12 protein-coding genes and 2 pseudogenes are annotated in these 12,890 nt (G+C 55.4%); 12 read left to right on the top strand and 2 right to left on the bottom strand.

Features of this window, described 5'->3' with window-relative positions; all coding sequences use genetic code 11:
- Positions 1–741: ISAs1 family transposase (locus FEAC_RS11920; RefSeq protein WP_152623228.1), on the top strand; the 741-nt coding region annotated here is incomplete at its 5' end.
- Between the two features lie 8 nt (positions 742–749).
- Here the strand turns inward: FEAC_RS11920 and FEAC_RS14865 are convergent.
- Both FEAC_RS14865 and FEAC_RS15820 read right to left on the bottom strand, forming a co-directional pair.
- Positions 750–1,109: pseudogene (locus tag FEAC_RS14865) on the bottom strand (helix-turn-helix domain-containing protein); the annotation flags it as partial.
- Positions 1,094–1,525, bottom strand: coding sequence for a hypothetical protein (locus FEAC_RS15820; RefSeq protein WP_052566330.1), 432 nt, complete (start codon positions 1,523–1,525; stop codon positions 1,094–1,096). The pseudogene FEAC_RS14865 and the gene FEAC_RS15820, both read right to left, overlap by 16 nt.
- Positions 1,526–2,073: 548 nt before the next feature.
- Between FEAC_RS15820 and FEAC_RS11910 the strand changes: the two genes are divergently transcribed.
- The 11 genes and pseudogenes from FEAC_RS11910 to FEAC_RS11865 all read left to right on the top strand — a co-directional run bounded on the left by FEAC_RS11910 (position 2,074) and on the right by FEAC_RS11865 (position 12,799).
- The gene (locus FEAC_RS11910) at positions 2,074–3,663 is read left to right on the top strand and encodes a Mur ligase family protein (protein WP_035392389.1); all 1,590 of its coding nucleotides are present in this window, start codon (positions 2,074–2,076) and stop codon (positions 3,661–3,663) included.
- A 158-nt stretch (positions 3,664–3,821) separates the two neighbouring features.
- The gene (locus tag FEAC_RS11905; RefSeq protein ID WP_052566329.1) at positions 3,822–4,388 is read left to right on the top strand and encodes an IS607 family transposase; all 567 of its coding nucleotides are present in this window, start codon (positions 3,822–3,824) and stop codon (positions 4,386–4,388) included.
- On the top strand, positions 4,385–5,980 hold the full coding sequence (tnpB, locus tag FEAC_RS11900) for an IS607 family element RNA-guided endonuclease TnpB (protein ID WP_082055654.1): 1,596 nt from the start codon (positions 4,385–4,387) through the stop codon (positions 5,978–5,980). Before FEAC_RS11905 ends, tnpB begins: the two co-directional genes overlap by 4 nt.
- A gap of 103 nt (positions 5,981–6,083) precedes the next feature.
- Positions 6,084–6,536: pseudogene (locus FEAC_RS11895) on the top strand (IS607 family transposase); the annotation flags it as partial.
- Positions 6,537–6,579: 43 nt separating this feature from the next.
- Positions 6,580–6,858 (top strand): hypothetical protein, encoded by a 279-nt coding sequence (locus FEAC_RS14860; RefSeq protein ID WP_035391101.1) that lies wholly within the window; start codon positions 6,580–6,582, stop codon positions 6,856–6,858.
- 118 nt (positions 6,859–6,976) lie between these two features.
- Positions 6,977–8,086 (top strand): D-alanine--D-alanine ligase family protein, encoded by a 1,110-nt coding sequence (locus tag FEAC_RS11890; protein WP_035391099.1) that lies wholly within the window; start codon positions 6,977–6,979, stop codon positions 8,084–8,086.
- Positions 8,087–8,096: 10 nt separating this feature from the next.
- Entirely contained in the window at positions 8,097–8,789 is a 693-nt protein-coding gene (locus FEAC_RS11885; RefSeq protein ID WP_035391097.1) for a PH domain-containing protein, read from the top strand.
- Positions 8,786–9,592, top strand: a complete 807-nt coding sequence (locus tag FEAC_RS11880; protein ID WP_052566327.1) for a class I SAM-dependent methyltransferase — start codon at positions 8,786–8,788, stop codon at positions 9,590–9,592. The genes FEAC_RS11885 and FEAC_RS11880 overlap by 4 nt, the downstream gene beginning before the upstream one ends.
- Positions 9,585–10,445 (top strand): alpha/beta fold hydrolase, encoded by an 861-nt coding sequence (locus tag FEAC_RS11875; protein WP_035391096.1) that lies wholly within the window; start codon positions 9,585–9,587, stop codon positions 10,443–10,445. Before FEAC_RS11880 ends, FEAC_RS11875 begins: the two co-directional genes overlap by 8 nt.
- A 3-nt stretch (positions 10,446–10,448) precedes the next feature.
- Positions 10,449–11,579: a CaiB/BaiF CoA transferase family protein gene (locus FEAC_RS11870; protein ID WP_236684654.1), complete on the top strand. Its 1,131-nt coding sequence runs from the start codon at positions 10,449–10,451 to the stop codon at positions 11,577–11,579.
- Positions 11,552–12,799 (top strand): type IV secretory system conjugative DNA transfer family protein, encoded by a 1,248-nt coding sequence (locus FEAC_RS11865; protein WP_035391092.1) that lies wholly within the window; start codon positions 11,552–11,554, stop codon positions 12,797–12,799. Before FEAC_RS11870 ends, FEAC_RS11865 begins: the two co-directional genes overlap by 28 nt.
- Positions 12,800–12,890: the final 91 nt, after the last annotated feature.

The raw sequence follows: 12,890 nt of genomic DNA, 5'->3' as shown, positions 1-12,890 counted from the left end.
TTCTCAGCGCTTCGTCATGATACTGGAATGGTTATTGGTCAACGCAATGTAGAAAACGATAAGACGAACGAGATTCTCGCCTTTGCTCCATTGCTCGAACCTCTCGAGATCGTCGGCACGGTCATCACCGCTGATGCACTGCATGCCCAGAGAAAGGCTGCTAGCTTCATCGTCGAATCCAAGAAGGCTCACTACATCTTCGGTGTCAAGGGTAATCAGCCACGGTTGCACAATGCTGCAGTCATCGTAGGCGATGAGATCGATCGCGATCACCCAGAGTACGAGACATGCACACGCGGTCATGGCCGCATCGACCGTCATCGGGTCTGGAGTGCCCCGGTTCCTGCTTCGACAGAGTTTCCTCATGCGAATCTCTACATCATCGTCGAACGCGAGTCATCCACCCTCAATGACGTTCGCACCAGCATCGAGACCCGTTACTACGTCACAGACCTTACCGCAGACGACGCAGACCCTGAGCATCTCCTTCGACTCGTGAGAGACCACTGGTCGATCGAAAGCCTCCATTGGGTCCGCGACAACACCTTTGACGAGGACCGCTCACAAGTCCGTACCGGAACACTTCCTCGCATCCTTGCAACACTACGCAATCTAGCTATCGGAATCATACGTTATGCCGCGCCCCTAAGGGTCAACATCGCAGCGGCAACCCGCCAGCTTGCCCGTCAACCCGACATTACCCTTGATCTACTTGGAATCCCACCCCTACTTTGCAAATGACCGTGCGTCGCTAGGAGCTCTGGCTTTACCCGGGTGGGATGTGTTGCTTGGCGTCGTCGCTCTCGTGTCTCACCAGCCTCGGCCAAGATTCGATAGATGGTGGCCACTGAGGCGAGATAGATACCCTCATCGAGGAGCGTGGCATAGATCTCTCGAACCGAGGAGTCACAGAAACGTTCCGAGTGACACACCTCCAAGATGTGGGCGCGCTCGGCATCACTTAGACGCCTTGGGCTCGGCTTTCTTGGCTTTGGTTCTCTCACCGGGGGATCTACCAGGTAGTAATAGCTTGAACGTGCAATACCAAGACAATCACAGGCATTCTCTAGACCAATGGTCTCCCTTAGTTCATCTACTCCCTTGACAATGGCGGCGTTGGCTCTCGTAGATCCTCGGCACTCCCTTGCGAGAGCTCTTCTAGCAGTGCCGATAATTTTCCCTGGACTTCAATTACCTTTCGTGATTTAGCCAGCTCCAGGCGAAGTCTCTCATTCTCACGTTCGAGTTCTCTTAGCCGAGCTCTCTCTGGATTGGTCTTTGGTCCACGTTTTCGCGAGAGTGCCTTTGCACTCTGTTGGTCAATCACCCGCCTCCACTCGGTAATCTGAGACGAGAAGAGTCCCTCTCGTCGCAAGAGCTCACCCTTTTGTCCCTGGGGACAGGAGTCGTACTCTTTTAAGATCCTCGCCTTGTAACTCGGGGAGAGTACCCGTCTCGTTGCTTTGGGTGGGACCATCACCTCTTGGGTTGTTTTGTTCTCCACCGTCTCATCGTAGGTAGCCATCTCAACATCTCTGCCTTCTCGCCCTCATTGAATTATTTTTCAATCCGCGCACACACTGATACTGAGACCTAGGGCAACATCCTCGCCGACGGTTTGCTCATACTCGCAATCGAGCTATCTAGTATGGTCGCCAACCGACGGTCGGAGACTTAAGGCGACTCAACCCGAAGTGGAGACAGCCTCCGCCCCAGTCAGGTTGGGCAGGGATTCGTTTCACTCGCGAATAGAGGAGTATCGCCAAGATGGCGGCACCGGGTTCGCCTCCTGCGCAAGCGGTGGTGGTGAGTCAAAACTGGATTGCTGTCGCCAAATGGTCACACGAGTGACCGACCCCAATGACGCATGCTTGTGCGTAGCTGAAGATCATTCACCACCGTACACTGCGTCACCCCAAAGAGTCAGAGGAGGTGTCGTAGGTCAACTTGCATGGTCTAGCATCAACCAGCCCGGGCCGGGCGAATGCTCCGAGAAGCTAGTCGCGTAGGCGCTGGGATGAGGTCTCCGCTACTATAGTGGTTGGGTCCTAGTCCGGGAGGTTGGCCGAAGCAATGGGGCATGAGCTTGCCGTCGTAGTGGCCGTTCTGATCGGTATAGTCGCTCAGACCCCGGCACTAAAGTGGGTTCGAGTAGGTCAACGAGAGCACTACCTGCCTGGTCGCATCGGTCCTTTCTTTGCCCTTTGGTTTCGGGCCTCGTTCGTGAACCAGGCGTTGCTTGTTGTCGGTCTTGTCCTCCTGGTCGGAAGTTTCGTCCAATCTTTTGGAACCGAAGTCCATCTCGTTATTGCGGCCCTGCTGGTCATCTGCCTGCTATTGACTCCGTTTGGTCTGGGATTTCGTGGGCGGACTTCTCCGCTTGCTCTCACCTCGAGGATGCGACGGCTGTTGGTGGCAGTTGGTTTGATCGACGTTATCGTCACCCTTGTAGGCCTGGTGGTAGGGCTGCCACTCGCCTTTGCCCTTCTCGCCGGTTTTTTTGCTCCCGCGGTGGTCGAACTCGCGCTTATTGCGACCCGTCCGCTAGAGGACCATCTCCTTCAACGCTATGTGGATGATGCCACCGAGCGATTATTGCGAGTCCGCCCTCGAGTGGTTGGGATCACCGGGTCGTTTGGAAAGACGACGACGAAGAATTACCTTGCGACCCTGCTCGAAGGTTCAGTGCGAGCGATCGCCTCGCCGGCGTCGTTCAACAACCGAGGAGGTCTAGCTCGATCGATCAATGAACGGCTGGTTCCTGGCACCGAGGTCTTCGTAGCTGAGATGGGGACCTTCGGCCCTGGTGAGATTGCGGCGCTATGCTCATGGATCCCTCCCGAGATAGCGGTGTTGACCGCGCTTGGTCCGGTTCATCTCGAGCGTTTTGGCTCAGAGGCGTCGATTCTGCGTGCGAAGCTGGAGATCACAGAGCAGGCGTCGGTTGTGATAATCAATATCGACTATCCACGGCTTGCGCTTGCGGCTAAGGCACTTGCTGGTAGCGCCACCGACCGTCGAATTGTGAAGGTATCTGCGATCCAACTCGATGCAGATGTAACCGTTAAGCCGAACGAGGAGGGCGAACTTGTCGTCTACCTACATGGCCAAAAGCTAGCCAAGATCGACGCCGGGGATATCGCTCCTACAAACCTCGCCTGCGCGGTGGCGGCTGCTCTTGAGTGCGGTGTAGCTCCTGAGGCACTACAGTCCCGTCTCGGGCTGGTCAAGTCTCCTGCCAATCGGCTAGTGACTGCAGTGGTGCCAGATAGCGGGGTTGAGGTTCTCGATGATACCTACAACTCTAACCCCGCAGGAGCTAGGCGAGCGTTGGCGGCACTCCAACGACGTGGTGGTGAGGCGGCCACCAAGTTCGTAGTGACGCCTGGGATGGTAGAGCTTGGCAAACGTCAGTATCCAGAGAACTACGCGCTAGGCAAGGCCGTAGGTCAGGTCGCCAATCAACTGGTTGTGGTCGGTATGACCAACCGCATCGCGCTGATGGAGGGAGCTGCTGAAGCTCAGGCAACAGCCGAGGGCACCCGGTTGGATGCTGTGGTATCCGTGAAGGACAGAGACAGCGCAATTGCTTATATCAAACGGAGTGCCAAGTCGGGCGATGTCGTACTCTATGAGAACGATCTCCCTGACCATTACCCGTAGGAGGCGATGGCAATTGTTTTAGGCAACTGGCGATGACACCAATGGTCCTCGTTGCGGAGTTGCCTCTCTGTCGTCGGTTTGGTTCTAAGAGTCTCGCGCGCCTGGAGTGAGGTTGGGGTTCCAACAGTTGACGTACAGATGTACTACAATAGGATGTAATGAACCTGCGTGAGTGGGCACTCTCCCAAGGTATACATCCCCAAACGGCATATAGGTGGTATCGTGCCGGTACTTTGCCTGTACCTGCCCGCAAAGTTGGCCAACTCATATTGGTTCGAGACTTAGAGTCACAGCTGTCCGTGCCTAAGTCTGCCGTGATATATGCGCGAGTGTCTTCTACAGATCAAAAGCCAGACCTAGACCGCCAGGTTGCCAGAGTCCTTACTTCGGCTACAGAGCATGGATACTCAATAGACTGTGTGGTAACAGAAGTCGGCTCAGCTTTTGGCGGGCATAGGCGTAAGTTCTTGTCTCTACTGAAAGATCCAAAAGTAAGCACAATTTTGGTTGAGCACCGAGACCGTTTCTGCCGGTTTGGAGTTGAATACATAGAAGCCGCACTTGAGGCTCAATCAAGGAAACTCGTCGTTGTAGACCCTGCTGAGGTAGATGACGACTTAGTACGAGATGTCACAGAACTGCTCACGTCACTATGCGCTCGTCTCTATGGTCGTCGTTTAGCTGTTAACAAAGCTCAGCGTGCTATTGATGCGGTGTGCTCATGATTGCAGTGATGCGCACAAAAGTACAGGCTCAGAAAGTATCCGATCTCACCGGAGGCAAAGTTCTTCTCGATGACGGTAAACCGACCAGGAAAGTCGCGCTAGCTGGAGATTTTGAGCAATATCGAGATGCTCTAGAGTCGGTCAGTGTACTCTTCGGGTTATGCGACGATACCGGAGAGAAGGCTCCGACTGGATGGACGGTTACAGGAGCTTCATTTGAGCTAGAGTGGCCAAAAGATCCGAAGTCGGCTTCTCTCATCCGATCTCACTTCGGAGCTAGAAGAGTCGCCTACAACTGGGCGCTAGCCAAAGTAAAGTCAGACATGGAGGCTAAGAAGAGAGACGCGAGTTACCCATCTACGCCGTGGACTCTTGAGGCTCTTCGTAAACAGTGGAACCAAGAGAAGGACGAGGTCGCGCCCTGGTGGGGTGATAACTCCAAAGAGGCGTATGCCTCTGGTATAGCCGACTTAGTGCAGGCGCTATCTAACTGGTCTAGCTCAAAACACGGAAGTCGCAAGGGCAAGAAGGTCGGGTTCCCGAAGTTCAAGTCCAAGAGGAAAGACCAGAACAGAGTACGGTTTACAACTGGCGCTATGCGCTTTGAAGATGATCATCGAACAATCGTGTTGCCGACCATAGGCGCTCTACGCTCCAAAGAGAACACGCGCAGAATACAGCGTCACTTAGCCAAGAACAACGCTCGACTGCTCAACTGCACTTTATCGGAGAGATGGGGGAGGTTGTTCGTCTCTTGCCAAATGGCCGTAAGAACACAGATCGTGTCTCCATCGGGACAGTCACCCAAAGCCGGCAAGGCTGGCGTCGATCTAGGACTACGGTCACTAGCTACCGTGGCTGACAGTAACGGCAGCATAACAATTTTCCCCAACCCAGCACCACTACGTGCTACACTCACAGAGCGCCGCAGGGTTGGGCGCACTCTTTCACGACGGATACCTGGATCACACGGTCACAGGCGAGCGAAAGCCAAGCTTGTCAAGTTAGACCGTAAAGCCGTATACATCCGTCGTGAAAGCATCCACCAGTTAACTCGTTATCTGGTGGATAACTACAGCGAAGTTAAGATTGAAGACCTTAACCTCGCTGCCATGAAACGGAGCATGGGAAGACGGGCATTCCGCCGTTCGGTATCCGATGCCGGACTCGGAGCCTTTCGACCAACGCTTACCTACAAGGCAGAACGTGTGGGAGTGAAGGTAGTCGTTGTAAATCGCTTCTTCCCGTCATCACAGATCCACCACAACTGCGGAGGCAGACTAACGGGTGCAAAGCTCGCTAAAAGGCTGACCTGTGATACCTGCCACGTTGAGGTAGATCGCGATGAGAATGCTTCATTGAATATCCGTGACTGGTCGGTTATCAGTTGTGGGCTAGTTGAGTCCAGCGCCCTGTTCGTTCCCAGGCCATTTGGTACAGGCGGCAGTTCAGATGATGGGATGACTCATCACCTGGAGAGAGCATGTAAGACCGGTAGCAATACTGGCCGTGCTTGGCGAGGCAAGAACGACTCTTGGACGAGTGAGCATGAAGTCCGAGACGAGAACCTTGTAAAAGGTGCATCTAAGTGAGTGACTCACCATTTATCACTCAGATGCAACGGCCTGAGTTAGTCTGGGTGGAGCAAACAACAGATAATGTTTTTCTACCCAACCTGTGCTTTAAATGACTGCAATGGCTGACACCTACGGCATTGGCGAGTTCGCAAAACGGATTGGGCGTAGCCCGAGTACGGTACGGCGCTGGGAACAAGAAGGCAAAATCACACCTAAAAGGCTTCCGAGCGGGCATCGTTACTTCGATGAGTCTGATCTGCGATCCATGCTGGGAGGTGCCCCAGTTAGCCGAGTCGCTGTCGTCTATTGCAGAGTGAGTGGTGCTGGTCAAAAAGACGACCTAGCATCACAGGTCAAGGCGATGGAGACCTACTGCCTAAACGCTGGTGTAGCAGTAGACGAGTGAATTGAAGAGATCGGTGGAGGCATGAACTTCGAACGCAAGAAGTTCCTGGCGCTTATAGATCGCATACAACACGGAGAGGTTGAACGCCTAATAATTGCTCACAAAGATAGGCTCGCTAGGTTCGGACTCGATCTCATCTCCCACATTGCCGAAGAGGGCGGATGCCCTAGAATCTATAACGCAACAGCGTAAAGCGAGGCATGTACTCGTGAATGCGGCCTATACATCGCAGATGGACTCCAACACACATTTACTGGAAGGTAAGCGTGAGGCGGATAAGTTTTACTGTGCAAACGGGGATGTTCTCCAGGCTGACTTCAACGCTGCTTTGAACCTGCTACATAGATACTCCGACCAAGAGATTACTCTCTATACCCCTCACAAGGAAGTTCGGCGTGTCTTGCTAGCGCGTTCATCCGGCGCAACTGAGCGTCAAGGGGCACGAGTTGCAAGAGACCAAAACCTCTTATCAACCGTGTGCGGATAAGCCTAACGGCTTTGAGCAATTATGCTCAGGTTTTAGGAGCAGTAGAGTGAGTTGAATAGAGCGTTTGACAAGCGCGTGATGGTTCAGACCATGGAGGTCGTTGAGTGGTGGAGCTGACATGGATATGATGACTGCGGTCCTCTTTGGGGGCCCCTCGCCGGAGCACGATATCTCGATCCTGACTGGGCTGCAGGCGGCGCATGCGCTCTTGCGCACCGAGAGGTCAGTCGTTGGAATTTACTGGTCTAAGACTGGTGAGTTCTATCGCGTGCCCCCGACCCTGGAGGCTCCGGCATTTGCACATGGAGTCCCTGCCGAGGCTGAACCGCTTATGTTGATCGTGGGAGGTCGGTCAGGATTTGGGAGCCTATCTTCGGGTCTTCGGCCAAAGTTGGAGATGTTGGCTATCTCTGTAGTCGTCAACTGTTGTCATGGTGGCCCCGGCGAAGATGGATCCATACAGGCCACGATGGACCTCGCCGGACTGCGTTACACTGGCCCATCCGCTGCGACGGCTGCGATTGGCATGGATAAGCTTAGCTTTGCGGCGCTCGCGGCGGCTGCGGGAGTGCCCGTTCTTCCTCGGGTGGCTGGCGACGGCGCGATCCCCTTTGAGGGTCCCTATATCGTGAAGCCGCGCTTTGGTGGCTCGTCGATTGGTATTGAGGTGGTGCGCGATCAGGCTACGCTTCGGGATCGAATCCGTAGCAGTGTCCATCTTCGCTCAGGCGCAGTAGTGGAACCGTTTCGTGACGATCTCTATGATCTTCAGATTGCTATCCGGAGCTATCCGGAGCTCACACTCTCCGCGATCGAACGACCAACCCGTACAGCGGGGGCAGCGGCTATCTTGACCTACTCAGACAAGTATCAACCAGGCACCGGGATGGCCTCGGCGCCACGCGAACTACCTGCTCTGCTGAAACCGGAGACGGAGGAGCAGCTTCGCCAGATCGCGGAGAGAACGGCCACTCTAATTCAGGCTCGCGGCGTGACGAGAATCGATTTCCTCGCCAATGATGCCGGCGAACTGTTTCTGAATGAGGCAAATACCATTCCTGGTTCGCTCTCGCATTACCTCTTCCTTGAACCTAAGCAGACTTTAGCCGAGCAGCTGGCTAGCGATATTCGTGAGGCGATGGAGCGACCAACGTACGCTCCCGTCACCCAAGGCGCTGATGGAAGCGTGCTGCAGTCGGCTGCGACGATCGCTCAGAAGCTCGCGTAGGTTGCGGTCCATGACCCAGCACGAGCCGCCGATCACATCAGGCCTAGGTCAACTCTCTTTGCGCACGCAACGTATGGTGGGCGCCATGGTTGACCCAGGTGAGAGGGTGGTAGCGGTTATCCATCCGCATTGGTGGCTGGTGCTCGGACCTGTATCTACCTTTGCGGCAGCATGCATCATCGCTATTGTATTGACAACCTTCAATCTCGCCTTGTTGAGTCTCGCTGGGCTTGTAATCTTGGCACTGGCGGCGATCAACCTGATATTCAGGGGGTTGCAGTGGTATTTCGAGATGTTGGTGGTTACCGACCGAAGGGTCCGGTTTTCGCGAGGTGTGCTACTGCGTCGGACGAGTGAGATCCCATTGCGCCACGTCAATGACATCACCACCGAGCAGGGAATCATCGGCAGGATCCTCCATTTTGGTCGCCTTCATATCGACTCTGGAAATGCGCTTGGCGACGAACTCGTCACGTTCGTGCCGAACCCGGTACGCCTCCGGCAGCTGCTCGCAAGCCTTGGCGACGCAGATCACCCGGAGCTGCCCACCTCCGACGCTAACAATACCGGCGCAGATTCGCTGAGTCGACTTGAGCGACTCTCGATTTTACGCGCAGGTGGCTTCTTGAGCGACTTAGAGTTCGAACAGGCCAAAGCGTCACTACTGCGCGATCTCGATGGTGAACAGCGAGGGAGTAAATGAACGCAGATCAAGCGGTCAGGGATGAGCTCGGCAGTCGTTGGTCAAGAGAGTTGCGTGAGTGGGCGATACCCGATGATCTCCTCGCTGTGGCACCGGACTCTCCGTGGTCATTCGATCCGAGAGCGTTCAGCCCTTTCTACGATGGACCCTTGAATCGCACGCAGGAGGCGATCGTTGACTTGCTAGATCGTTCGCCCTCCCGGAGTGTTCTCGATGTGGGTGCAGGTGCAGGAGCCTGCGTACTCCCAATCGGCTCTTTCATCCAGTCTCTACTCGCAGTCGACCGCGATGCGGCGATGCTAGAGATGCTTGCGCTTGAGAGCGAGTCAATTCCTCAGCTGCTTGTCGAGACGAGAGTGGGGGATTTTTTTGCGCTCGAGCCCGACTTAGAGCTCTATGACGTGGTGACCTCCCAGAACGTCGTCTATAACGTTGATGATCTTTTTGGATTTCTAGGCGGGTTGATTGCCCATGCCAAGGTGGGCGTGGTCCTAGAGATGACCCTCTACCATCCCCATTATGGACTCAATCTTCTTTGGAGGCAGTTTCATCAACTCGAGCGACCCACGGCCCCAAGCGCGGTCGAGGTTATAGGGGCGCTTGTCATGATGGGGATGACCCCGAAGGTGGCTCTTGGTGCTGGAGTGCGTCGAGCCTCAGACCCGGCAACTCAGGTGATCTCGACTCGAAGACGTCTCTGTCTAACTCCGCGTGAGGACGTTGCAATCCAGTCTGCACTTGAGCAGGGCCTCGTGCTGCCGAACCCAACGGTAACTCTTGTCTGTGAGTTCGCTGATGGCTAACCCCACGCGGGTGCGGTTGGAGTATGAACTGATCGGTCCTCCGGATCGTCCGGTCGTGGTCTTTGTCCATGGCCTAGGCGGGCAGATGACCGATTGGCCTACGTGGGCTATCGAACTCTTTCTTGGGGCTGGCTATCGGGTGCTGACCTACGATCAGCGTGATAGTGGTCTCTCGACTCGGATGGAGAGCGACGGCGTTCCGGATCTCCTCTCGATCTACCTAGGGCGTCGTGAGTTCGCACCGTACACCCTTGCCGACATGGCTGATGATCTGCTGGAACTTCTTGATCGTCTTGAGATTGACAGGGTCCATCTAGTCGGAGTTTCGATGGGAGCGATGGTCGCCCAGCAGTTTCTGATCGAGGAGCCAGAACGTGTCCTCTCGATCGTCAGTATGCTCGGATCTACAGGACGAGCAGGGGTGGGGCAGCCGAGCGAGCTGGCGCTGGCGGCACTGCTGAATCCAGATCCAGAGGAGCCGTTGGAGATCGTAGTGGCCCAACCACGCTCACATCTAGAGCGGCAGGCTATCGTCGATCGGATCGCAAGGAGTAGAGCTAGATTGAGATCGGCTGGAGTTGAAGATCCATTTTCGAGCGCTCGCCAGCTAGCCGCCATTCTGGCCTCTCCAGATCGTTCGGTGGCGCTGTCGACCTTAGAGGGGCTCCCGTCGCTGGTTGTTCATGGAGCGATCGACCCACTGGTGAACGTCTCGGGTGGTGTTGATACCTTTCGGGTACTCAGGTCGTCGCGGCTGCTCATCTTTGCCGGGCTCGGCCACGACCTGCCGCCTTGGTGTTGGAATAGGCTGGCGAAAGAGATGCTAGCTACGGTTGGCGAGGCGGGGGAGTAGATTGTGGGACCGCTGCAAGGGATTCGAGTCGTTGAGATGGCGGGGATTGGACCGGCACCGTTTGCGGGCATGATGTTGGCTGATCTTGGGGCGACCGTGATCAGGATAGATCCGCCGAAGCGTCCAGGAATCGGCGCAGATCTGATGGGCAGAGGTAAGCGTGCCATCGCAATCGATGCGAAGAAACCAGGTGCTTCCGAGCTAATTTTGAGGATTGTGGACCGCTCCTCTATTCTCATTGAAGGCTTCCGACCAGGTGTTATGGAGCGCCTGGGCCTCGGACCAGAGCAGTTGATGGCGGTGAATCCACGACTTATCTATGGAAGGATGACTGGCTGGGGCCAAGAGGGGTCGAAGGCCACACGTTCTGGGCACGATATCAACTACATCTCGCTCTCGGGTGTGTTGGGCTCGATTGCCGGATCGGAGCATGGCCCGACCATTCCACTCAACCTAGTTGGAGACTTTGGTGGTGGAGGAATGCTACTCGTCGCTGGTGTGCTAGCCGCGTTGATTGAATCTCATAGGACCGGACGTGGTCAGGTGGTTGATGCTGCTATGGTCGATGGTTCCTTGTTGTTGATGACCATGATCTACTCGATGTTTCAAGATGGAGGGTGGTCGGCTGCTCCTGGAGGCAACTTGCTCGACGGCGGTGCCCCATTCTATAGAAATTATCGCACCAAGGATGATCGCTGGTTGGCCGTAGGTGCGCTAGAGCCTCAGTTCTTTAACGAGCTCGTCACCACGTTAGGTGTGGGTGATAGATTCAACGTCAAGAATCAGTACGATCATCAGCTGTGGCCGGAGATGGAGGCTGCTTTCGAGAAGGAGTTTGCTGGTCGTTCTCGTTCAGACTGGGAAGAGGTCTTTGCGTTCTCGGATGCCTGCGTTACTCCAGTCTTAACTATGGGCGAGTCGCTTGAGCACCCTTTTCACCAGGAGCGTGGAAGTTTTGTTAAGGTAGGTGGCTTTACCCAGCCCGCTCCTGCTCCCAGATTCAGCCATCAAACCGACGAAGATCGACGATCACGACCAGAGCTCAGCTACGATTCGAGGGGTATTCTAGAGGAGATAGGAGTCGATCGAGATGAGGCCGATGCGCTGTGCGCGCAAGGGTTGGTCATCGAGTAGGGCTCATGTTCTACCTGGGGCGACAGGCGGGTGGTGCCCCGTTCTTTACCTCTGATAGATCGCACCTACTCGTGCTTGGACCCCCGAGGTCGGGTAAGACGTCGTCGTTGGTGATCCCCAACGCTCGTCTTTTCCCAGGAGCTGTCGTCGTCACCTCCACCAAGAACGACATCCTAGACGCCATCTTGGTTCGACGTCGAGAAGTTGGTACCGTCTGGGTTTTCGATCCGAGTGGGGAGTTCCCGTTGCCCGATGGTGTGTGCCGAGCGAGCTGGTCACCAGTGGCGGCATCGGTCAATCTTGAAGAGGCGGTACTGGTGGCAGAGGGTTTCGTCGCCGTAGCATTAGGTACTGGATCATCGGCTGATCGTCACTGGATCGACCGCGCTAAGGCACTCCTAGCGCCGCTTTTGCTGGCGGCGCAACTGTCAGGGGTATCGGCCAGCGTCGTTGCTAGCTGGATCGATCGACGCGATTTTGCTGAGGCCCTCGATTCCCTGCAGTTCTCGGGCGAGGAACGTGCCGTAGAGGTGCTTCAAGGGATATTGGGAACCGAGGCGAGGGAGCGATCTGCGATCATCTCGTCGACCTCAGCAGCCTTGGCCGCCTACCGCTTTCGGGATCAACAAGATGGAGAGGAGTTCGTGCCCTCCAACTTCGTCGTGAGTCAAGATCTCCTTCTGGTGGTATCACCGTCGTTGGTGCAGACGGTGGTGGCTCCGGTCGTAGTGGCGCTTTTAGACGAGATCCGACGAGCAGCCTATCGTTCGACGGCTATTGGCGCAGAGCCAAAAGTCGCGTTACTACTCGACGAGATGGCTAATATAGCCCCACTGCCCTCACTCGGTTCGTTGTTGTCGGAGGGAGTCAGCCAAGGAGTTTATTTGCTTGGGGCCCTCCAAGATCTCTCCCAGGCACGAGAGCGCTGGCCGGCGTTGATGCGAGGTTTACTCACCCTATTTGGCACTACCGTAGTACTTGGTGGTATCGGAGATATCGAGACACTGCGGATGCTGGAGGAGCTTTTTGGAACCATAGATCATGCTGAGGTTGGATGGCAACGAGGTGGGTTCCTACGTCTCACCACAAGCACTCACAAGGTTGAGAGACCATTGTTTAGTCGGGGTGAACTGCGTGAGCTCGGTCCGTTTGAAGCGGCGGTACTAGATCTACGAGGCGGATCGGGGAAGGTGCGACTCACACCTGATTTTCTCGCATAGATCGTCTGATGCCTGGTGGCAAGTGACACCGAGTGTGAGTCCGGTGGCTAGTGACACCGAGTGTGAGTCTGGTGGCTAGTGACACCGAGTG

The sequence above is a fragment of the Ferrimicrobium acidiphilum DSM 19497 genome (assembly GCF_000949255.1).
Classification (GTDB): domain Bacteria; phylum Actinomycetota; class Acidimicrobiia; order Acidimicrobiales; family Acidimicrobiaceae; genus Ferrimicrobium; species Ferrimicrobium acidiphilum.
Note: the sequence above shows the minus strand (reverse complement) of the source record. Positions and strands in the feature narration are given on the sequence as shown.